Source organism: Pseudomonas allokribbensis (assembly GCF_014863605.1).
Taxonomy (GTDB): domain Bacteria; phylum Pseudomonadota; class Gammaproteobacteria; order Pseudomonadales; family Pseudomonadaceae; genus Aquipseudomonas; species Aquipseudomonas allokribbensis.
This window is the reverse complement of sequence record NZ_CP062252.1, coordinates 4,917,135-4,939,330: the sequence shown is the minus strand read 5'-3', so window position 1 is coordinate 4,939,330 and position 22,196 is coordinate 4,917,135. Positions and strand designations below refer to the sequence as shown.

Sequence of the window (22,196 nt, the reverse complement as noted above, 5' to 3'; positions counted from 1 at the left end):
GGCGATCAACACGATTTAAGAGGCGGCATCATTTGTCTACGGGTAATTTGGATTTCGAACAGTTCCGGGTCTTCCTGGAAAAAGCCTGTGGCATTTTGCTCGGTGAAAACAAGCAGTACCTGGTCTCGAGCCGTCTCAACAAACTGATGGAGCAGCAAGGCATCAAGTCCCTGGGTGAGCTGGTACAGCGCATCCAGACCCAGCCGCGCAGCGGTTTGCGCGAGCAGGTGGTCGATGCCATGACGACCAACGAAACCCTGTGGTTTCGCGACACCTATCCGTTTGAAGTCTTGAAGAACAAGGTGCTGCCCGAAGCGATCAAGGCTGCTCCCAACCAGCGTCTGCGGATCTGGTCGGCGGCGTGCTCGTCGGGTCAGGAACCCTATTCGCTGTCGATGTCGATCGACGAGTTCGAACGGACCAACATCGGCCAGTTGAAAATGGGCGTACAGATCGTTGCCACGGATCTGTCCGGCAGCATGCTGACCAACTGCAAGACCGGCGAGTACGACAGCCTGGCGATCGGTCGCGGCTTGTCCGCCGATCGTCTGCAGCGCTACTTCGACCCGAAAGGGCCGGGGCGCTGGGTGATCAAGGCGCCGATCAAGAACCGGGTGGAGTTCCGCTCGTTCAACTTGCTCGACAGCTACGCAAGCCTTGGCAAGTTCGACATCGTGTTCTGCCGCAACGTGCTGATCTACTTCTCCGCCGAGGTGAAGAAAGACATCCTGTTGCGTATCCACAGCACGCTGAAGCCGGGCGGTTATCTGTTCCTCGGCGCTTCCGAAGCGCTGAACGGTTTGCCGGACCATTACCAGATGGTCCAGTGCAGCCCGGGGATCATTTACCAGGCGAAGTGATTGGCACCGGCAACACAAAAAACGGGAGTCCTCAGGGGCTCCCGTTTTTTTATGCCTGACCGTTTTTGCAGTGACGGCAAGCGGCAGAAAAGCGGCATCCGGCGGAAACCCGTTGCCGCTTTTCTGGCATTGCCGCATTGCCGATCACCTGCAAAGCCCCGGAATCCGGGGCTTTTTAAAACTGGCACGACGCTTGCTATAACCCAGTTACGAAAAACCCGGTCACCTGAAGGTTCCCGACATGAGCATCAGCTTCGATAAAGCGCTCGGAATTCACGAAAAAGCCCTGGGCTTCCGCGCCCAGCGTGCCGAAGTCCTGGCCAACAACATCGCCAACGCCGACACCCCGAACTACAAGGCTCGGGATCTGGAGTTCTCCAAAGTGCTCGAAGCACAGAGCCAGAAGAACGCCAACGGCACTATCGCCCTGAACATGACCAACAGCCGTCACATCGAAGCTGAAGGTCTGGGCAATGGCGACGAGTCGCTGATGTATCGCACGCCGATGCAGCCGTCGATCGACCAGAACACCGTTGATGCCCAACTGGAACAGTCGAACTACGCGGAAAACGCCGTCGGCTTCCAGGCCAGCTTCACGCTGCTCAACAGCAAATTCAAAGGGCTGGTGTCAGCCCTGCGCGGAGAGTAATCCATGTCCCTGTCCAGCGTTTTCAACATTGCCGGCAGCGGCATGAGCGCACAGACCACGCGTTTGAACACCGTGGCTTCGAACATCGCCAACGCCGAAACCGTCTCGTCGAGCATCGACCAGACCTATCGCGCCCGTCACCCGGTGTTCGCCACCATGTTCCAGGGCGGCCAGAGCGGCGGCAGCAACTCGCTGTTCCAGAACCAGGACGCGGCCGGCCAGGGCGTGCAGGTCATGGGCGTGGTCGAAGACCAGAGCAACCTCGAAGCGCGCTACGAGCCGAACCATCCGGCCGCCGACGCCAAGGGCTACGTCTACTACCCGAACGTCAACGTGGTGGAAGAAATGGCTGACATGATTTCCGCGAGCCGTTCGTTCCAGACCAACGCCGAAATGATGAACACGGCCAAAACCATGATGCAGAAGGTGCTGACCCTCGGTCAGTAATAAGGGGCGACTGCCATGAGTGTTTCCGATACCACCAGCAGCCTGAGCATGAAGGACATCCTGGCGAACTCGTCGAAAAAGACCAGTTCGACAACCGATGGCATTGCTTCGGCCACTAACAGTTCCACCGGCGGCCAGGCCCTGGGCAAGGACGCGTTCCTGCAATTGCTGGTAACCCAGCTGAAAAACCAGAACCCGCTCGACCCGCAGGACAACAGCGCATTCGTTGCCCAGTTGGCGCAGTTCAGCAGCCTCGAGGGTATTACTACCCTCAACAGCACCGTGAGTTCGCTGGCCGGCAATTACAACTCGTCGCAAGCCCTGCAGGCTTCTTCGCTGGTCGGTCGCAACGTGATCGTGCAGACCAACTCGGTCCAGCTCGACGATCCGAGCAAAGGCATGACCGGTTCGGTCACCGTTCCGTCGTCGATTGCCGGCGGCACCGTCAGCATCACCGACAGCAGCGGCACGATTGTTCGTACCCTCGATCTGGGCAGTCGCGCCGCAGGCGCCGCGAGCTTCACCTGGGACGGCAAGGACAAGGACGGCAACCTGGTCAAGACCGGTACCTATACCGTCAAGGCCAACGCATCGATCAACGGCACCGCGACCGATATGGCGACCTACCTGCCGGCCACCGTCACCAGCGTGACGATCAGCCAGACCGGCGGCGAGCTGATGCTCAACCTGTCCGGCAAGGGCACCGTTGCCCTGTCCAAAGTACAAACCATTGGTATATAGAGCCGACTAACCGGCACAAAGGAGTGGAATATGTCTTTCAATATCGGCCTTAGCGGTCTCTATGCAGCCAACAAGCAACTGGACGTGACCGGCAACAACATCGCCAACGTCGCGACCGCCGGTTTCAAATCGTCCCGCGCAGAATTCGAAGACGTCTACTCGGCGACTCGCCTGGGTAGCGGCAGCAAGGTCATCGGCAACGGCGTGCGCCTGGCCAACGTTTCCCAGCAGTTCACCCAGGGTGACATCAACAACACCGGTAACGTGCTGGACATGGGCATCAACGGCTCCGGTTTCTTCACCATGAGCAACAACGGCTCGATTTCCTATACCCGTGCCGGTACGTTCAAGGTCGACGACAAGGGTTTCATCACCAACACCGACTACACCTCGCGCCTGCAAGGTTATGGTGTGGATGCCAACGGCAAGGTCATCAACGGCGTACTGACCGACCTGAAGATCGACACCTCGAACCTGGCGCCGAAGTCCTCCTCGCTGGTGACCTCGACCATCAACCTGAACTCGACCGCCCCGGTGATCGACGACACAGTGCCGGCCGGCAAATTCGACCCGACCAACCTGGCGACCTACACCAAGTCGTTCAGCACCCCGATCTATGACAGCCAGGGCAACATGCACCCGATGGATCAGTACGTGGTGAAAACCGGTGCCAACACCTGGAAGGTCTACACCCTGGTCGACGGTCGCAACCCGGATGCTACCGGCAGTGATCCGAAAACCACCCCGCCGGTGGCTTCAACCATGACCTTTGACTCGGCTGGCAAGCTGACTCAGGTCAGCACGCCAAGCACCTTGCCGCCTCCGGCACCGAACCCGATCATCAGCAGTGACCTGAAGATCAGCGGTTGGGTACCAGGCAATGTCGTCAACGGTACCTTCAAGCCTAACGGTGCAGCAGCAAACCCGGCCGGCATCACCATTTCGATGGCCAGTACCACTCAGTACAACGCCGACACCGCGCGCTCGATCCCGACTCAGGACGGTTATGCCACTGGCCAGATCACTAACCTGACCATCGACGGCACCGGTACCCTGTTCGCAAACTTCAGCAACAACCAGAACAAGGCCATCGGCCAGGTTGCGCTGGCCAGCTTCACCAACGAACAAGGCTTGCAAGCGATCGGTGGTACCAGCTGGAAGGAAACCTTCGCGTCGGGGATTCCGGGTTATGACGCTCCGGAAACCGGCACCCTGGGCTCCATCCAGTCCAACTCGCTGGAAGAGTCCAACGTTAACCTGACCAACGAGCTGGTAGACCTGATCAAGGGCCAGAGCAACTATCAGGCGAACGCCAAGACCATCTCCACCCAGAGCACCATCATGCAGACCATCATTCAGATGACCTGATATCGATGCTTTGTAAAAAGCTGTAACGGAAAGCCCCTCTTTGAGGGGCTTTCTTGTTTAATGCGCGCGCCGGGGCCACTCGTCCGCGGCATTCGCATTTGCGCGCGTGTATTCACACGCCTGCTCACGCTATACCCGGGCGCCAATGAGCGGTTCGCCCAACCACTGACAGGGATGTAACGACTACTTCATGGTTTTTTTCTCTCGCTCCCGAATCGTGTTCGGGACGCTGCCCGTTGTTGCCTTGTTGGTCTGGTTTGTATGGGGCCAAGGCTGGGGCACCCCTCCAAAGAAATTCCTGACAGCGACCGTCACCGTTGAAGATCTTGAAGAGACCGTATTGGCCAGTGGTACGGTCAAGCCCTTTCAGCAAGTCAGCGTCGGCGCGCAGGTCAATGGGCAACTCCAGAGTCTGAAAGCCGGGTTGGGTGATACGGTTCGCCAGGGTCAGCTGTTGGCTGAAATCGACCCGTTGCTGCCACAGAATGAATTGCTCAAATCCCGGGCTGCGTTGCTCAGTGTCCGCGCGCAATACAAAGCCCGGCAGGCGATGATCCGCCAGTACGAACTTGATTTTCGTCGCAAGCAAAGCCTGGTTGCCAGTGAAGCCGGATCGCGGGCCGATCTGGAAATTGCCGAGGCGCAGCTGCAAAGTTCGCGCGCCGAGCTGGCATCCCTGGCTGCGCAGATTTCCCAAGCGGAGATAGAAATCAGGATCGCCGAAGTCAACCTCGGATATACGCGGATCAGTGCGCCGATGGACGGCGAGGTCATTGCCGTGGTGACCAGACAGGGCCAGACCGTCGTTTCCGCACAGAGTGTCCCGACATTGCTGATACTTGCCCGTCTGGACCGGATGACGGTCGAAGCGCGAATTTCGGAAGCTGACGTGGTTCGGGTCAAGGCGGGCCAGGCCGTGTCCTTCAATATTCTGGGTGATCCGGACCGGCGTTTTACCAGCCATATACGGGCGGTAGAGCCTGCGCCCGAGTCCATTGCCCGGCAGGATCAAATGCAGGGTGGCGGTGGCTCGACTACCGGCGGCGCCGATGCAGCGGTGTACTACAACGCGCTGTTTGACGTACCCAATGACGATCGTTCGTTGCGCACCTCGATGACGGCGCAGGTCAGCGTTCTGCTCGACTCGGTGCGCAAAGCCACAACGGTCTCGGTGGCTGCGCTGGGCAAGCGTGCCGCTGACGGTCGCTACGAAGTTCGCCGACTGGTGGATGGTCAGCCGCAGACGGTGCTGGTGACAACCGGGTTGCGAAATGACCTGAGCGTTCAGGTGCTGGACGGGCTCAAGGAAAATGACGAAGTCGTTCTCGGCGAAGAGCCGGAGCCTCGATGAGCAGCGCCAGTAATCTTCATGGCTGGACGCCAGACCCCGTGAAAGACGAGCTGCCGGTCACGCCGTTGTTGGCTCTTGAAGGCGTGCAGCGTTGGTTCGCCGAGGGTGAGGCACGGACCCATGTGCTGCGCGACGTGAACCTGACCATCGCCGCCGGTGAAATGGTAGCGATCGTCGGGCCGTCGGGCTCTGGAAAATCCAGTCTGATGAATATCCTCGGATGCCTGGATCGTCCCTCTGCTGGCCGCTACAGCATCAACGGTGCTGACATGGCCGAAATGAGTAGCGATGAGCTGGCGACGCTGCGTCGTGAGCATTTCGGATTCATTTTTCAGCGCTTTCATTTGCTGTCGCATCTGAGTGCGGAGGCCAACGTGCAGGTACCGGCCATTTACGCCGATCAGCCGTTTACCGAGCATCGGCAAAAGGCCAGGGGGCTGCTGCAACGTCTCGGTCTGGGTCAGCGCATGCTGCATCGGCCAGCGCAACTCTCCGGTGGGCAGCAGCAACGGGTCAGCATTGCCCGTGCGCTGATCAATGGCGGTGCGGTTGTTCTGGCCGACGAGCCCACCGGCTCGCTGGACTCGCGCAGTGGCGAGGAGGTGATGGCGATCCTGCGTGAACTGCATCGCAGCGGTCACACGATCATTATCGTGACCCATGACTCGCAGGTGGCGCAGTACGCAGACCGCATCATCGAGATACATGATGGCGAAATCGTCGGTGATCGTTTGAATGCCGACCGCAAGGTGCTTGCGGCGCCGGTCACCGAGCCAGGCGACATCCCGCAAACTCGGGAGCGTGACGCGACGGCGGTGCATTGGCGCCGCTTCAGCGAGGCCTTCAAGATGGCCTGGATCTCTCTGCGCAGCCATCGCATGCGCACATTGCTGACCATGCTCGGGATCGTCATCGGTATTGCCTCGGTGGTTTCGGTGGTAGCGCTGGGGCAGGGCGCACAGACCCGGGTGCTGCGTGATATCAGTGCGATGGGCACCCATACCATCGATGTTTATCCCGGCAAGGATTGGGGGGATGAGCAGGCAGCTTCAATCCGGACATTGCAGCCCGTGGACTTGCGGATCATCCAGGCGCAGTCCTGGGTAGACAGTGTTTCTGCGATGGTCAATGGCAGCCGGACGATTCGTTACCGCAATCTGCATGTCAGTGCCACGGTCAATGGTGTCAGCCAGGATTACTTTCAGGTGATGGGCATCCGCGTGACCCAGGGCGCGATGTTCAATGCGGGCGATGTGATGCGCCGCGCTCAGACACTGATCATTGACCACAACACTCGACAACGGCTGTTCAAGGACTGGGAGCAACCGCTGGGCAAAGTCATCCTGGTTGGTGGCCTGCCTTGTACGGTGGTGGGGGTCATGGAAAGTCGCGATGACGGTTTTTCAGGGCCGAGCCTGCAAGTCTATTTGCCTTATACGACGGTAATGGGGCGCTTGTTGGGGCAGAGCCATTTCAATTCGATCAAGGTTCGGCTCAAGGAGCAGGTTGCCAGTCCCGCGGCAGAACAAGCACTGCAAACATTGTTGGTGGCACGTCATGGGCGCGCGGATTTTTTCCTCAGTTCCAGCGACAGCATCCTGAAAATCGTACAGAAAACCACGGACACCCTGACGCTGCTGATCTCTGCCGTGGCGTTCATTTCGCTTTTGGTCGGTGGTATCGGGGTGATGAATATCATGCTGGTATCGGTCACCGAGCGTACCCGGGAGATTGGCATCCGCATGGCCGTCGGCGCGCGGCGCGCGGACATTCTGCAGCAGTTTTTGATCGAGGCTGTGCTGGTCTGTCTGCTGGGGGGCTTGTTGGGCGTCCTGCTTTCGTTGTTGATCAGCCAGGTGTTCGGCTACTTCGTGCAGGCAATCGTTATGGAGTTCACGGCTCTGGCCATGATTTCAGCGTGTTTGTGTTCGCTGCTGGTCGGCGTGTTGTTCGGTTATATCCCGGCGCGCAATGCCGCCCGGCTTGATCCCATTCAGGCGTTGTCCCGAGAATGAAGTACATGAAGCGCAAGTGGATCTGGGCATTGCAGTTGCCTTTGTTGTTGGGTGGTTGCAGCGCCCTGCTGCACAGCGAATACCGTCAACCGGAAGTGAAGACGCCGGCCTTCTGGTTTGGTGACGCATCCCGTGAGCGCTCATTGAGTGTGCGGGAGCGATGGTGGGAAGCGTTTGATGATCCACGTCTGAACGCCTTGGTTGACGACGCTCTGGCGCGCAATAACGATCTTGCAGTGGCTGCGCTCAGAGTGCGTCGGGCAGCGCTTCAGGCAGGACTCACCGGGACCAATATCACGCCCGATCTGGACGTGGGGGCGGGGGCGGACTGGAGCAGGAATCTACATCGAGACAATTCAGGCCAGCGTCGATTTTCCACGAGCTCGTCGGTGCGTTACGAAGTCGATTTGTGGGGGCGCCTGGCGAGTACGCGCGATGCCGCGCAGTGGGCGCTGTTGGCGACCGATTTTGACCGGCGTGCCAGTGCGCTGAGTCTGGTGGGTACGACAGCGCGCCTTTATTGGCAGATCGGCCTGTTCAACGAACTGGCCCGGTCTGCGCGGGAAAGCATCCGGTACGCCGAACAGACGTTGCAACTGGTGCAGTCCCAACGTCTGGCGGGTGCGGCGAGCGGACTTGAAGAGGCGCAAGCCGAGCAGGTCCTGGCCACGCAGCGTGCTGTATTGAGCGACTATCTGCAGCAACTTGAAGTGGCGCGCAACGCACTGGCCATTGTCTTCGATCAGGCACCCGAGCATCGGTTTGCAGAACTTGTGCAATTACCTTCGGCGGCATTGGCGAGTGTACCGGCAGGCTTGCCGGCTGATCTGGTTGATCGACGCCCGGATCTGCAGGCGGCTGAATGGCGATTACGCCAGGCGCTGTCGAACTATGACGCAACGCGTGCCAGTTTCTATCCTTCGTTCACACTGACTGGCGGTCTGGCGACGGGTGGTAGTCGGGAGTTAAGCCAGGTGCTCAATAACCCTGTCGGTCTACTGGGCGTTGGTATCAGTCTGCCGTTTGTGCAATGGAATGTTCGCAAGTACACAGTGGGTATATCGGCGGTGGACTATGAGGCGGCGATAATCGATTTTCGCCAGAGCCTTTATATCGCGCTGGCGGAAGTTGAAGATGCGCTGTCGGCGCAAGTGCAGTTTGCTGATCAGGGGGGACGGCGAGAGCAGGCTCTGGTCGCCGCAATGAAAGCCGAAGGGTTGGCCGAAATTCGTTATCGCAGCGGGCAAACGGGTATCAAGGAGTGGCTGGATTTGCAAGAGAGCCGTCGTGCCGCGCAAATTTCGCTGGCGCAGAATCGCTTCGAGCGACTGCAGGCGCAAATGGGACTGTACCTGGCACTGGGCGGAGGCTTCGCGCGTTAATTTATTGCGCAGACAAACGTTAACTTGTTGGAGCGTTGTTTTTAATTAAGGAAGATTGTGTCGCGTGTCTGGTTTTAGTTAGCGTATTTTTTTTGATCTGGGTCAATGGTTTATATGCAATTAAGGTTGTAGGTTTTTTCGTGTTTGTTGATTTTTTTTGAGTTTATTTAATTAATAAATAATTTTGGCTGTGAGAGTTTTCTTTATTGTTTTTAGTTGTTTCGCAATGTAAGGTGCGCGCTCTTTCGTCAGGGTCTTGATGAAAAGATGGGTGTTCGGTTGCAACACTCTTACTGCTGTCTCTGGTTGTGTCGGCAAGATGATGAACTATGAAGTTATTGCGCTGACGGCCGTTTGAGACGTTTATTTGAAATGGAGATCGTTATGTCGCTGCGTATTGGTTTTGGTCTGACTTTGGCCGCAAGTTTGCTGTTGGGTGCAGTCGTTGTTCAAGCTGCTCCGGCTTCCTGGTGGCTTTATGAGTCGGCTTCGACCGGCCGTACTATGTGCAGCAACGTTCCGCAAGCCAGTGGCTGGGTTCGTGTTGCCGGTCCTTTCAACAACGGCGGCTGCCGTCGGTAAGCACCGATAGGGAGGCTCCTTCTGTGAAGGGGCCTTTTTTGTATCTGCTGAAACCTGTTCGTTAGAGCCTTGGTGTTTGGCAGACAAAAGAAAACCCCGACAAACCAGAAGTCTGTCGGGGGTTTTCTTTTGTCTGGAGGAATCAGGCGTCTCGCAACGCCCGATTCAGCTCAGCTTATTGGCAAGCTTCGCAATCCGGCTCGTCGATGGCGCAAGCCTTCGGCACTGGAGCAGGGCCGGCAGGCGCTGCCAGGACCGAATCGTCACCGTGGTTGCCGCCGCTGGAAACAGCGTTCAGCTTGCCGGTGTTGATGGTCGACTTCTCGGTGCTGGTCGCAGCCAGGGCACGGAGGTAATAGGTGGTTTTCAGACCACGGTACCAGGCCATGCGGTAGGTCACGTCGAGTTTCTTGCCCGATGCGCCGGCGATGTACAGGTTCAGCGACTGGGCCTGGTCGATCCACTTCTGACGACGGCTGGCGGCGTCAACGATCCACTTGGTGTCCACTTCGAACGCGGTCGCGTAGAGCTCTTTGAGTTCTTGCGGGATGCGCTCGATCTGCTGAACCGAACCGTCGTAGTACTTCAGGTCGTTGATCATGACCGAGTCCCACAGACCGCGAGCCTTCAGGTCGCGAACCAGGTACGGGTTGATCACGGTGAATTCGCCCGACAGGTTCGATTTCACATACAGGTTCTGGTAGGTCGGTTCGATCGACTGCGATACGCCGGTGATGTTGGCGATGGTCGCGGTCGGTGCGATGGCCATGATGTTCGAGTTACGGATGCCTTTCTGTACACGGGCGCGAACCGGTGCCCAGTCCAGGGACTCGGTCAGGTCGACGTCGATGTACTTCTGGCCACGTGCTTCGATCAGGATCTGTTGCGAATCCAGCGGCAGTACGCCTTTGGACCACAGCGAACCCTGGAACGTCTCGTACGAGCCGCGCTCGTCAGCCAGGTCGCAGGAAGCCTGGATCGCGTAGTAGCTGACCGCTTCCATCGACTTGTCGGCGAACTCGACGGCAGCGTCGGAACCGTAAGGGATGTGCTGCAGGTACAGCGCGTCCTGGAAGCCCATGATGCCCAGGCCGACCGGACGGTGGCGGAAGTTGGAGTTCTTCGCCTGCGGTACCGAGTAGTAGTTGATGTCGATCACGTTGTCGAGCATGCGAACGGCTACGTCGATGGTGCGCTTGAGCTTGGCGGTGTCCAGCTTGCCGTCGACGATGTGGTTCGGCAGGTTGATCGAGCCCAGGTTGCAGACCGCGATCTCGTCCTTGTTGGTGTTCAGGGTGATCTCGGTGCACAGGTTCGAGCTGTGAACCACGCCGACGTGCTGCTGCGGGCTGCGTAGGTTGCACGGGTCCTTGAAAGTCAGCCATGGGTGGCCGGTTTCGAACAGCATGGACAGCATCTTGCGCCACAGGTCTTTGGCCTGGATGGTCTTGAACAGCTTGACCTTGCCTGGGTACTCGGTCAGGGCTTCGTAGTACTCGTAGCGCTCTTCGAAGGCCTTGCCGGTCAGGTCGTGCAGGTCTGGTACTTCGGATGGCGAGAACAGGGTCCACTTGCCGTCATCGAAGACGCGCTTCATGAACAGGTCAGGGATCCAGTTGGCGGTGTTCATGTCGTGGGTACGACGACGGTCATCACCGGTGTTCTTGCGCAGCTCGATGAACTCTTCGATGTCCATGTGCCAGGTTTCCAGGTAGGCGCAGACAGCGCCTTTGCGCTTGCCACCCTGGTTAACGGCAACGGCGGTGTCGTTCACGACTTTCAGGAACGGAACCACGCCCTGGGACTTGCCGTTGGTGCCCTTGATGTACGAACCCAGTGCACGCACCGGCGTCCAGTCGTTGCCCAGGCCACCGGCGAATTTCGACAGCATGGCGTTGTCGTGGATCGCGTGGTAGATGCCCGACAGGTCATCCGGCACGGTGGTCAGGTAGCAGCTCGACAGCTGTGGACGCAGGGTACCGGCGTTGAACAGGGTCGGGGTCGAAGCCATGTAGTCGAACGAGGACAGCAGGTTGTAGAACTCGATCGCACGGTCTTCTTTCTGCTTCTCTTCGATCGCCAGGCCCATGGCCACGCGCATGAAGAAGATCTGTGGCAGTTCGAAACGCACGCCATCCTTGTGGATGAAGTAACGGTCGTACAGGGTTTGCAGGCCCAGGTAGGTGAATTGCTGGTCGCGCTCGTGGTTGATCGCCTTGCCCAGTTTTTCCAGGTCGAAGGAGGCCAGCACAGGGTTCAGCAGTTCGAACTCGATACCTTTGGCGACGTAGGCCGGCAGCGCCTTGGCGTACAGGTCAGCCATTTCGTGGTGAGTCGCGCTCTCGGCGACGCCCAGGAAGCCCAGGCCTTCGGCACGCAGGGTGTCCATCAGCAGGCGGGCGGTCACGAACGAGTAGTTCGGCTCGCGCTCGACCAGGGTGCGGGCGGTCATTACCAGCGCGGTGTTGACGTCGTTCAGGGCAACGCCGTCGTACAGGTTCTTCAGGGTTTCGCGCTGGATCAGGTCGCCGTCGACTTCGGCCAGACCTTCGCAGGCTTCGGTGACGATGGTGTTCAGGCGACCCATGTCCAGCGGCGCGAGGCTGCCGTCGGCGCGGGTGATGCGGATCGACGGGTGAGCGTTGACTGCGGCTTCGGCCGGAGCGTGGGCAGCGCGTTCTTTCGAACGGCCGTCACGGTAGATCACGTAGTCGCGAGCCACTTTCTGCTCGCCGGCACGCATCAGGGCCAGTTCGACCTGGTCCTGGATTTCTTCGATGTGGATGGTGCCGCCCGAAGGCATGCGACGCTTGAAGGTCGCGGTGACCTGTTCGGTCAGGCGGGCAACGGTGTCGTGGATTCGCGACGAAGCGGCAGCGGTGCCGCCCTCAACTGCGAGAAACGCTTTGGTGATAGCGACGGTGATCTTGTCATCGGTGTAAGGAACGACAGTGCCATTACGCTTGATCACACGCAGTTGACCAGGCGCGGTGGCAGCCAGATCCGAATTCGAATCGGCGGCCTGCGGCAAGGTGCCCTGCGGGTTCTCGCGAGTTGTGTCGGTTTGCATGGGTGTCTCCACGTTCTCTATGTTTGTTTGGGCACCATCACGGTGCCCACCGTTCCGTCCTGAAGCACTACGACCGGCCAGCGCCGGGTAACGACTTCGGGACAGTTCAGGAAGTGGGCCTTGTGGGCGCCGCTTCCATGCCGAAGTCTTCGGTTCGCGCGATACGCGTGAAACCGCATTCCTTTCGGGGAGCAGTTTTGAACTGCAACACCCGTACCGTTTACGCCGTGATCGGCTGAAAAACGGTAGCCATCCGCAGGCGCGGTTTGGGCTTCTGAAAATACGTTTGGTTCAACCCGACAATGGCAATAAAAAGCCTTGAATTCACTGTCCGGTTTGTGTTTGGTTTTTAGCGTCAAACCCTATATGTAGGGTTTTTTTGAGCGCGGGCTACAAGATAATGCGTTTTGGGGGGCGATTGCAACGGACAGCCTGTGGATAACCCTGTGCGTAAATTGTGTGCGAAACAGGGAATTCCTTTGTAGGCCGCGAACCTGCTGAGTTAGACCGTTTGTCACTGTTTTCTCTTCGGGAAAAACGCTTCAGCGGATTTTTAAGGGCGCGAACCCTATCACAAAAAACGGCCTTGTCCGAACGCATTTACCGACTTGTGTTCTCGCTGTACGCCGTTTATACAATCGGCCCTGTCACACGCATTCTTATCCTCCTTAAAGATGACAAAAAGACGGGAGGATCCTTCCTTTATTCGCAACATCGGCAAGCAGAGGTCATCCGTGGAGCAAGAAGCCTGGCAGGTATTGATAGTCGAGGACGACCAGCGTCTGGCCGAACTGACCCGCGAATACCTGCAAGCCAATGGATTGCGCGTGGAGATCGAAGGCAACGGAGCCCTGGCGGCGGCGCGAATCATCAAGGAACAGCCGGACCTGGTGATCCTCGACCTGATGCTCCCCGGTGAAGACGGCCTGAGCATCTGCCGCAAAGTGCGCGACCAGTACGACGGGCCGATCCTGATGCTGACCGCGCGCACCGACGATGCCGACCAGATCCTCGGCCTCGACATCGGCGCCGATGACTACGTGTGCAAACCGGTTCGCCCACGGCTGTTGCTGGCGCGCATCCAGGCGTTGTTGCGACGCAGTGACGCACCGGAGCCGGCGTCGGGCAAGCCACGCCGTCTGCAATTCGGCCCGTTGGTGGTGGACAACGCCTTACGCGAAGCCTGGCTGAGCGACAGCGGCATCGAACTGACCAGCGCCGAATTCGATCTGCTGTGGCTGCTGGTGTCCAACGCCGGAAGGATTCTGTCGCGGGAAGAAATCTTCACCGCGCTGCGCGGCATCGGCTACGACGGCCAGGACCGTTCGATCGATGTGCGCATCTCGCGCATCCGTCCGAAGATCGGCGACGACCCCGATCACCCGCGCCTGATCAAGACCGTGCGCAGCAAAGGCTATCTGTTCGTGCCTGAAGCCTGCGTAGAACTGCCGCTGTGAACTCGATCTTCCTGCGCATCTACGGCGGCATGTGCGCGGCGCTGATTCTGGTGGCGGTGCTCGGCGTTCTGGCGCTGCACCTGCTCAACCAGGTACGCAGCGAGCAGTACCGAGAGCGTCTGGCCCACGGCACGTTTTCGCTGATGGCCGACAACCTGCAACCGATGAACGAAACCGAGCGCCACCGCGCCTTGCTGGTGTGGGAACGGCTGCTGGGGATTCCGCTGGCACTGAAAACCTTCGCCCAGACCGATCTCGATCTCACCCAGCGCACCCGCGTGCAACGCGGGCAGGCACTGGTCGAGCAAACCGGGCCGCACGCGGCAAAGGTCTATCGACTGGTCAGCGACAAGGAGCAGCTTGTGCTGGTGGGCGAGGTGCAGCAGATCAGTGAACAACTGGCACGGGCGACCATTTATCTGCTGGCCGATGAACTGGTGCGGGTGCCGGTGGGCGAGCAGCCCAAACGACTGGCGCAATTGAAGGAAGAGAAGGGCTTCGGTTTCGACCTGCGGCTGGTCACCGTGAACGAGGCCGACATGGATGAAGACCAGAGCCGTCGCGTGTCGGAAGGCGATACGGTGATGGCGCTGGGCAAGGGCGGGGACTCGATCCGGGTGTTCGCCGGGATGGTCGGTACGCCGTGGGTGCTGGAAATCGGTCCGCTCTATCAGATGAATCCGTACCCGCCGCAGTGGCTGGTGCTGATTGCCGCGCTGGGGCTGAGCCTGATCGGTCTCATTGTCTATTTATTGGTGCGCCAGCTCGAACGGCGTTTGCGTGGTCTCGAAGCGGCGGCCACGCGCATCGCCAAGGGCAGTCTGGAAACCCGGGTGCCGGCCCGCGGCGCCGACTCGGTGGGGAAACTGGCGGCGGCGTTCAACGGCATGGCCGAGCACCTGCAGCAATTGCTGGCGATCCAGCGTGAACTGGTGCGTGCGGTGTCCCATGAGTTGCGCACACCGGTGGCGCGCCTGCGCTTCGGTCTGGAAATGATCGGTTCGGCCACCACCCCGCAAGCGCTGGAAAAGTACCGCGAAGGCATGGACCACGACATCGAGGACCTCGATAAGCTGGTGGACGAAATGCTCACCTATGCGCGGCTGGAGCAGGGTTCACCGGCGCTGACCTTCCAGCGCATCGACCTCGATGCATTGGTCAATCAGGTGATCGAAGAACTGGCGCCACTGCGTGCCGACGTCACGGTGCAACGTGGTTTGTGCCTGTCGGCCGCCGACTGCGACGATGCCTGGGTCGAGGCCGAGCCGCGTTACCTGCATCGCGCCTTGCAGAATCTGGTGGGCAACGCCATGCGTCATGCGCGCTCAAGGGTCACGGTCAGTTATCAGGTCGGGCAGATGCGTTGCCGGGTGGACGTCGAGGACGACGGCCCCGGTGTGCCGGAAAGTGCCTGGGAGAAAATCTTCACGCCATTCCTGCGGCTGGACGACAGCCGTACCCGGGCATCCGGTGGGCACGGCCTGGGCTTATCTATCGTGCGACGGATCATCCACTGGCATGACGGCCGGGCGCTGATCGGCAAGAGCAAGAGTCTGGGCGGGGCGTGTTTCAGCCTGAGCTGGCCGCGGAATCAGGAGCGGCGCTGAAGCCGCTCAAGCCTGGATGCTGACCAGGCTCAACAACTGCCCGTCGTGCACCCCGAACTGTGCGTCCAGTTCGGTGCCGTTGCGCCATTCGCTGGAGAGGTCCGTCAGCAGGCGCAGCCGCACATGACCTTGTTCGGTCCAGTCGAGCATCTCGGCGTGCTCGAAATAGAAACGCTTCTGGACGATCGGGTACAGCGCCTTGAACAGGCTTTCCTTCACCGAAAACGTCAGAGTCACCCATAACGCCAGTTGATCGCGGGCGCCGGCGGCCATGCGCTGCAACTCCGCTGGCGTCAGAATCTCCCCGGCCAGCCGCTCGGCCCTTTCGGCGTTGAGCAGGTTTTCCAGGTCCATGCCCAGTCCGCGCCAGTGCTGCTTGTTGGCGACAATCGCTGCCGCCCGGCCGGTGCTGTGGGTGATCGAGCCGCAAATATGTGCCGGCCACACGGGTGCGCGATCCTCGCCAATGGCCGGGACGCTGCTTTTACCTTCCAGTTGTTGCAGCGCGGCCCGGGCGCAAATCCGCCCGGCCAGAAACTCCGCCTGACGCTTGGCCACCGAGCGCTGGATGCTCGGTGGCGGTTCGATGGCGCTGCGGCGGAAGTCATCGCCGAGCAGTTGCGCCGGGTTGAAGTGAGTGCTCAGCAGCACGGTGTCCGGCAGCACGGTCGGTAGCGGCCAGTGGGCATCGAGCGGGGTGCAGCAGGCGGGGAGGAGGGGGCTGGAATTCATGGCGGGCATTTTGCCGGGTTGCCTTCAGGCTGAATAGTGCGCTGGTGCAGATCGCTCTCGCGCAGAACGTGGGAGCGATCAGCATACTCCGGCTCAGCCAAAGATTTTCTTGAAGAATGCCTGCATGTCCGCCCAGGACTTTTCATCCGCTGCCTTGTTGTAGCCGATATCCGGGCCACCGTGATCGCCGTGGCTCAGGCGATCCGCGTCGGGGTTGGTGAAGCCATGCTTGGCGCCGTCTAGGCTGACGAATTTGTAGTCGGCGCCGGCCTTGTCCATTTCAGATTTGAACGCCGTGACGTTGTCGGCGGTGACCATGCTGTCCAGCGCGCCGTGCTCGACGAGGACTTTGGCTTTGACACTGCCAGGTGTCGCCGGGGTGTTGGTGGCCAGTGCGCCGTGGAAACTCACGACACCCGCCAGCGGTACGCCTTGGCGAGCGGCATTCAACACCACGCCGCCGCCGAAGCAATAACCGATGGCGGCCAGTTTGCCGGTGTCGGTCTGCGGTTGTTTCTTCAGCAGATCAAGGCCGGCCTGGAAGCGTTTGCTGGCCGCATCGGCATTCTGGGTGGCCGCTTGCATGAATGCCATGGCATCTTTCGGGTGCTCGGTGTTCTTGCCTTCACCGTACATGTCGATGGCCAGCGCGCTGTAGCCAAGCCCGGCGAGATCCCGGGCGCGGCGCTTGGCATAGTCGTTGAGGCCCCACCATTCGTGCACCACTACAACGCCCGGGCGCGGGCCTTTTATGGCATCGTCGAAAGCGTAGTAGCCGATCAGTTTCGTGCCGTCGGCGCTCTGGTAAGGGATTTCCTCGGTCTTGATGGCTGCCGCGCTGAGGCTGCTGAAGGCGAGCAGGGTGAGGGCAAGGAACAGGCGCATGATCGGGTCTCCTGACAATAAAAGGTCAAAACAGCCTAGTTCATTTGATTGCGCTCGGGTTCAGGGTGTGTTCAGGGCAGGTACAGGCCCGGTTCAGTAAGCTTGAATCATGTCCGAGGGGAGAAATGAACAGGACCCTCAAAAGCGGCAGTACACCGTTGTCGCAGGTATGCTGTTGGAGATTCTGATTTGCCCGGGAGAGCGTCATGAAACTGTTGGTCGTCGAAGATGAAGCGCTGTTGCGCCATCACCTGCAAACCCGCCTGACGGAAAGCGGTCACGTGGTCGAGTCCGTGGCCAATGCCGAAGAGGCGCTGTACCAGACCGGGCAATTCAACTTTGACCTGGCGGTGATCGACCTCGGCCTGCCGGGCATGGGCGGGCTCGACCTGATCCGCCAGTTGCGCTCGGACGGCAAGAGCTTCCCGATCCTGATCCTCACCGCCCGTGGCAACTGGCAGGACAAGGTCGAAGGCCTGGCCGCCGGCGCCGACGATTACCTGGTCAAACCGTTCCAGTTCGAAGAACTCGAAGCACGGCTCAATGCGCTGCTGCGTCGCTCCAGCGGTTTCACCCAGTCTTCCATTGTCGCCGGGCCGCTGCTGCTCGACCTCAATCGCAAACAGGCGACCCTCGATGAACAGCCGCTGGCGCTGACCGCCTACGAATACCGGATCCTCGAATACCTGATGCGCCACCACCAGCAAGTGGTGCCCAAGGATCGCCTGATGGAGCAGTTGTACCCGGATGACGACGAGCGTGATCCGAACGTGATCGAAGTGCTGGTCGGGCGCCTGCGTCGCAAGCTGGAAGGCCCGGCCGGATTCAAGCCGATCGACACGGTGCGCGGCCTCGGCTACCTGTTCAATGAGCGCTGCACTTGATCCGTTCGCTTCGCGTTCGCTTGATGTTGGCCGCCACCACGTTGGCGGTGTTGTTCATGCTCGCCTTGCTCCCGGCGATGCAAGGTGCGTTCAGCCTGGCGCTGCAGGATTCGATCGAGCAGCGCCTGGCCTCGGACGTCACCACACTGATTTCTGCCGCGCGGATTGAAAACGGCCGGCTGGTGATGCCGATGCAGTTGCCGGACGAGCGTTTCAACCTCGCCGATTTCCGTCTGTTGGGTTACATCTACGACCGCGAAGGTCATCTGGTCTGGCGCTCCAAAGCGACCCAGGAAGAACAGATCAACTACAAGCCGCGTTATGACGGGATGGGTAACGAGTTCGCACGGATTCGTGAGGCCAGCGGTCAGGAGTTCTTCGTCTATGACGTCGAAGTCAAACTGCTCGGCGGCAAGAACGCGGCGTTCAGCATCGTCGCGCTGCAACCGGTACGCGAATACGAAACCACCCTCGAAGGCCTGCGGGAAAACCTCTACCTCGGTTTCGGCGCCGCGTTGCTGGTGCTGCTCTCGCTGCTGTGGATCGGCCTGACCTGGGGCCTGAAAGCCTTGCGCCGGCTCAGTCAGGAGCTGGACGAAATCGAAGGCGGCACCCTCGAAAGCCTCAGCGAACAGCACCCCCGTGAACTGCTGCGCCTGACCGGCTCGCTCAACCGCTTGCTGCACAGTGAACGCCAGCAGCGCAGCCGTTACCGCGACTCCCTCGACGATCTGGCCCACAGCCTGAAAACCCCGCTGGCGGTGTTGCAGGGCGTCAGCGAAGACATGGCCCAGCGCCCAGAAGATCGCGATCAGGCCTGGGTGCTGCAAACCCAGATCGAACGCATGAGCCAGCAGATCAGCTACCAATTGCAGCGCGCCAGCCTGCGCAAAAGCGGTCTGGTACGCCATCAGGTGCGCCTGCGGCCGGTGCTCAAAAGCCTGTGCGACACGCTGGACAAGGTCTACCGCGACAAACGCGTACGCGTGGCGTTCGACCTGCCGGAACACTGCTACGTGCCGATCGAGCAGGGCGCCTTGCTGGAAATGATGGGCAACCTGCTGGAAAACGCCTATCGCCTGTGCCTCGGCGAAGTACGCATCAGCGTGCGCGAAAGCCTCGCCGGCATCGAGTTGTGCATCGAAGACGACGGCCCCGGTGTTCCACAGCATCAGCGCGCGCGGATTCTCGAGCGGGGTGAGCGTTTGGATCGCCAGCATCCGGGGCAGGGGATCGGGCTGGCGGTGGTCAAGGACATCATCGAGAGCTACAACGCGAAACTGACGCTGGGCGATTCACCAATGGGTGGTGCGGCGTTCAGGATTCATTTTCCGGCGGTGTGATCGCCTACTGTTCCTGCGCCCGATAAGCCCCCGGCGTCAGCCCCGTCCACTTCTTGAACGCCCGGTGAAACGCCGAAGGCTCGGAAAACCCGAGCTGTTCGGCGATCTGTTGCAACGACAGATCTGCCCGTCCCAGGTGATAAATCGCGATGTCCCGCCGCAACTGGTCCTTCAACTCCTGAAAACTGGTGCCTTCCTCGCGCAAATGCCGACGCAGGGTTTGCGGGCTGATGTGCAGGTGCGCGGCCACGGCTTCCAGGTCCGGCCAGCGCGCGCTGTCATGGCTGAGCAGGCGACGCAATCGACTGCTGAGACTGTTGCCGTCATCCGGGCGTGACAGCAGGTCGGCGGGGGAGCGCTCGAGGAAATGCTTGAGCGTGCGCTCGTCCTGCAACAGCGGCATGTGCAGATAGCGGCTGTGAAACACCAGGCTGGTTTGCGTTGCCGAGAATTCCAGCGGGCAGGAGAACAGCAAATCGTATTCGGCCCCGTGCACCGGTTTCGGGTAGCTGAAAGTGGCCTGTTCCAGGCGAATCCGCTGGCCGATCAGCCAGCTGCCGAGGCGATGCCAGATCACCAGCAGGCTCTCGCTGAGAAAGTGATCCGGATCCCACCATTGCGCATCGTCGAGGCTCAGGCGTACCCATTCGTCTTCATGGGTCAGGGTCAGGCGCGGAGCGTCGGGGAATAGGCTATAAAACAATAAGCCGCGTTGCAGAGCCTTTTCCAGGCTGCGGCAATGAATGATGGCGTGGCACATCATGGCGAAGCTGCCGGGTTTGCTCTGCGCGTTGCCGAAGCCCAGGCATTCGTCGTCCAGGGCCAGCCACAGGTTCTGGATCAGTTGGGTGAATTGTTCCGGGGCGATCCGCGCACGCGGCTCGTCGAGCAGTTCGGGACTGATGCCCAGCTGCAGCAGCAGGCCCGAATAATCGAACCCGCGACGGCGTGCGCCACCGAGGGCGGCACGGGCGAAATGACTGGCGATGGTGCGTTCGCGCATAAGCGACAAATCCTTCCTCTGGCGACCGATGGTAGCCGGCGGCCTTGATCGGCAACAAGGCGGATTTCCGCCAAATTGTAGGACGAGACCCGGTGTGTTGGCGGAAATCCGCCATACTTGGGTAACCGAATGGTGACACAGAAAAACCTGCATCCCCTGATATCAAAAGGCTTGCAGCGAATTGCACCAAAGTGGCACGAGGTTTGCGATAAGAGCGACAGAAGCGTGCGCCGAGCCGGTCCGGAAAAGCGTCGTTCGACACAACAAATCCCTCCAGTGCAGGAGGGTTCGCAATTCAAGTGTCGCGTTCAACAGATGGATGTTGCTACGCGGGACTCTTGAGGAACTTTGCAATGACGACTCGTCAGCCACTGTACAAATCCCTGTATTTCCAGGTGATCGTCGCAATCTGTATCGGTATTGCGCTCGGCCATTACTACCCGCAGTTCGGCGTGGCCGTAAAGCCGCTGGGTGACGGGTTCATCAAACTGATCAAAATGATCATCGCGCCAATCATCTTCTGCACCGTGGTCAGCGGCATCGCCGGCATGCAGAGCATGAAATCGGTCGGCAAGACCGGTGGCTATGCACTCCTGTACTTCGAAATCGTTTCGACCATCGCACTGCTGGTCGGTCTGGTCGTGGTCAACATCGTGCAGCCGGGCAACGGCATGCACATCGATGTCGCCACCCTCGACGCCTCGAAAGTCGCCACCTACGTGGCACAGGGCGCTGACCAGAGCGTCGTCGGCTTCCTGCTCAACGTGATCCCGACCACCATCGTCGGCGCGTTCGCCACCGGTGACATCCTGCAAGTGCTGATGTTCTCGGTGATCTTCGGTTTCGCCCTGCATCGCCTGGGTGCCTACGGCAAGCCGATCCTGGACTTCATCGATCGCTTCGCCCACGTGATGTTCAACATCATCAACATGATCATGAAGCTCGCGCCAATCGGTGCCTTCGGTGCGATGGCGTTCACCATCGGTGCCTACGGTGTCGGCTCGCTGGTGCAGCTGGGTCAACTGATGATCTGCTTCTACATCACGTGCCTGGCGTTCATCCTGATCGTGCTCGGCGGTATCGCCCGCATGCACGGCTTCAGCGTGCTGAAGATGATCCGCTACATCCGCGAAGAACTGCTGATCGTACTCGGCACTTCCTCGTCGGAATCGGTACTGCCACGCATGCTGATCAAGATGGAGCGTCTGGGCGCGAAGAAATCGGTAGTGGGTCTGGTGATCCCGACCGGTTACTCGTTCAACCTCGACGGTACCGCGATCTACCTGACCATGGCGGCCGTGTTCATCGCTCAGGCGACCGACACCCACATGGACATCACTCACCAGATCACTCTGCTGGTGGTGTTGCTGCTGTCCTCCAAAGGCGCAGCCGGTGTGACCGGTTCGGGCTTCATCGTGCTGGCCGCCACCCTGTCGGCGGTAGGTCACCTGCCGGTGGCCGGCCTGGCGCTGATCCTGGGTATCGACCGTTTCATGTCCGAAGCCCGCGCCCTGACCAACCTGGTCGGCAACGCCGTTGCCACCATCGTTGTGGCCAAGTGGGTCAAGGAACTGGACACCGACGTGCTGCAAACCGAGCTGGCCTCGGGCGGTCGCGGTATCGTTGACCAGCGTCACGAAGACGACCTGGGTGTGGCCGAAGGCCCAACCCCGAGCAATGTGAAGTAAGCATCGCTTGATTGGAAAAACCCGCTTCGGCGGGTTTTTTCATGTCTGTGATTTGAGCGGGCGATTTGAGCGCAACGGTCACAGCAACTGATGCATCCGGTAATTGCCCCATCGCCGACGGCTGCCTAGGCT

At 59.8% G+C, this 22,196-nt stretch carries 18 protein-coding genes; 14 read left to right on the top strand and 4 right to left on the bottom strand.

Going from position 1 to position 22,196, the window contains the following annotated elements:
* Positions 1 to 32 precede the first annotated feature (32 nt).
* From cheR to IF199_RS22510, 9 genes are all read left to right on the top strand, one after another.
* Positions 33 to 860: a protein-glutamate O-methyltransferase CheR gene (gene cheR, locus IF199_RS22550; protein WP_007960327.1), complete on the top strand. Its 828-nt coding sequence runs from the start codon at positions 33 to 35 to the stop codon at positions 858 to 860.
* A 241-nt stretch (positions 861 to 1,101) separates the two neighbouring features.
* Positions 1,102 to 1,509, top strand: coding sequence for a flagellar basal body rod protein FlgB (gene flgB, locus IF199_RS22545; RefSeq protein ID WP_007960328.1), 408 nt, complete (start codon positions 1,102 to 1,104; stop codon positions 1,507 to 1,509).
* 3 nt (positions 1,510 to 1,512) lie between these two features.
* Complete coding sequence (flgC, locus tag IF199_RS22540) at positions 1,513 to 1,956, top strand: flagellar basal body rod protein FlgC (protein WP_007960329.1); 444 nt, start codon at positions 1,513 to 1,515, stop codon at positions 1,954 to 1,956.
* A gap of 15 nt (positions 1,957 to 1,971) precedes the next feature.
* Positions 1,972 to 2,697, top strand: a complete 726-nt coding sequence (gene flgD, locus IF199_RS22535) for a flagellar hook assembly protein FlgD (protein WP_096818065.1) — start codon at positions 1,972 to 1,974, stop codon at positions 2,695 to 2,697.
* Between the two features lie 30 nt (positions 2,698 to 2,727).
* The gene (gene flgE, locus IF199_RS22530; protein WP_192558746.1) at positions 2,728 to 4,065 is read left to right on the top strand and encodes a flagellar hook protein FlgE; all 1,338 of its coding nucleotides are present in this window, start codon (positions 2,728 to 2,730) and stop codon (positions 4,063 to 4,065) included.
* Positions 4,066 to 4,255: 190 nt separating this feature from the next.
* Positions 4,256 to 5,416 (top strand): efflux RND transporter periplasmic adaptor subunit, encoded by a 1,161-nt coding sequence (locus IF199_RS22525; protein WP_192558745.1) that lies wholly within the window; start codon positions 4,256 to 4,258, stop codon positions 5,414 to 5,416.
* Positions 5,413 to 7,431, top strand: coding sequence for a MacB family efflux pump subunit (locus tag IF199_RS22520; protein WP_192558744.1), 2,019 nt, complete (start codon positions 5,413 to 5,415; stop codon positions 7,429 to 7,431). The genes IF199_RS22525 and IF199_RS22520 overlap by 4 nt, the downstream gene beginning before the upstream one ends.
* Positions 7,428 to 8,813, top strand: a complete 1,386-nt coding sequence (locus IF199_RS22515) for an efflux transporter outer membrane subunit (RefSeq protein WP_192558743.1) — start codon at positions 7,428 to 7,430, stop codon at positions 8,811 to 8,813. Before IF199_RS22520 ends, IF199_RS22515 begins: the two co-directional genes overlap by 4 nt.
* Positions 8,814 to 9,197: 384 nt before the next feature.
* Complete coding sequence (locus IF199_RS22510; RefSeq protein WP_096818055.1) at positions 9,198 to 9,395, top strand: hypothetical protein; 198 nt, start codon at positions 9,198 to 9,200, stop codon at positions 9,393 to 9,395.
* 175 nt (positions 9,396 to 9,570) lie between these two features.
* Here the strand turns inward: IF199_RS22510 and IF199_RS22505 are convergent, their stop codons facing one another.
* Entirely contained in the window at positions 9,571 to 12,465 is a 2,895-nt protein-coding gene (locus tag IF199_RS22505) for a ribonucleoside-diphosphate reductase subunit alpha (protein ID WP_096818053.1), read from the bottom strand.
* Positions 12,466 to 13,199: 734 nt separating this feature from the next.
* On the opposite strand from IF199_RS22505, the gene IF199_RS22500 reads away from it, so the two are divergent.
* Together IF199_RS22500 and IF199_RS22495 are read left to right on the top strand one after the other, a co-directional pair.
* On the top strand, positions 13,200 to 13,922 hold the full coding sequence (locus IF199_RS22500) for a response regulator (protein WP_096818051.1): 723 nt from the start codon (positions 13,200 to 13,202) through the stop codon (positions 13,920 to 13,922).
* Positions 13,919 to 15,529: an ATP-binding protein gene (locus tag IF199_RS22495; protein WP_102621011.1), complete on the top strand. Its 1,611-nt coding sequence runs from the start codon at positions 13,919 to 13,921 to the stop codon at positions 15,527 to 15,529. The genes IF199_RS22500 and IF199_RS22495 overlap by 4 nt, the downstream gene beginning before the upstream one ends.
* Before the next feature lie 6 nt (positions 15,530 to 15,535).
* Here IF199_RS22495 and IF199_RS22490 read toward each other — a convergent pair whose 3' ends face one another.
* Positions 15,536 to 16,261, bottom strand: coding sequence for a 4'-phosphopantetheinyl transferase family protein (locus tag IF199_RS22490; RefSeq protein WP_192558742.1), 726 nt, complete (start codon positions 16,259 to 16,261; stop codon positions 15,536 to 15,538).
* A gap of 93 nt (positions 16,262 to 16,354) precedes the next feature.
* Complete coding sequence (locus IF199_RS22485; RefSeq protein WP_096818048.1) at positions 16,355 to 17,146, bottom strand: dienelactone hydrolase family protein; 792 nt, start codon at positions 17,144 to 17,146, stop codon at positions 16,355 to 16,357.
* Between the two features lie 206 nt (positions 17,147 to 17,352).
* Here IF199_RS22485 and IF199_RS22480 point away from each other — a divergent pair, with 206 nt between their 5' ends.
* Entirely contained in the window at positions 17,353 to 18,030 is a 678-nt protein-coding gene (locus IF199_RS22480) for a response regulator transcription factor (protein ID WP_096818046.1), read from the top strand.
* Complete coding sequence (locus tag IF199_RS22475; RefSeq protein ID WP_096818044.1) at positions 18,027 to 19,373, top strand: ATP-binding protein; 1,347 nt, start codon at positions 18,027 to 18,029, stop codon at positions 19,371 to 19,373. The genes IF199_RS22480 and IF199_RS22475 overlap by 4 nt, the downstream gene beginning before the upstream one ends.
* A gap of 4 nt (positions 19,374 to 19,377) precedes the next feature.
* On the opposite strand, the gene IF199_RS22470 is transcribed toward IF199_RS22475, so the two are convergent.
* Positions 19,378 to 20,376 carry an AraC family transcriptional regulator gene (locus IF199_RS22470; RefSeq protein WP_192558741.1) on the bottom strand — a complete coding sequence of 333 codons (999 nt, stop codon included), beginning with the start codon at positions 20,374 to 20,376 and terminating at the stop codon, positions 19,378 to 19,380.
* A 353-nt stretch (positions 20,377 to 20,729) separates the two neighbouring features.
* Here IF199_RS22470 and IF199_RS22465 point away from each other — a divergent pair, with 353 nt between their 5' ends.
* Positions 20,730 to 22,064 (top strand): dicarboxylate/amino acid:cation symporter, encoded by a 1,335-nt coding sequence (locus tag IF199_RS22465; protein ID WP_096818039.1) that lies wholly within the window; start codon positions 20,730 to 20,732, stop codon positions 22,062 to 22,064.
* Positions 22,065 to 22,196 lie beyond the last annotated feature (132 nt).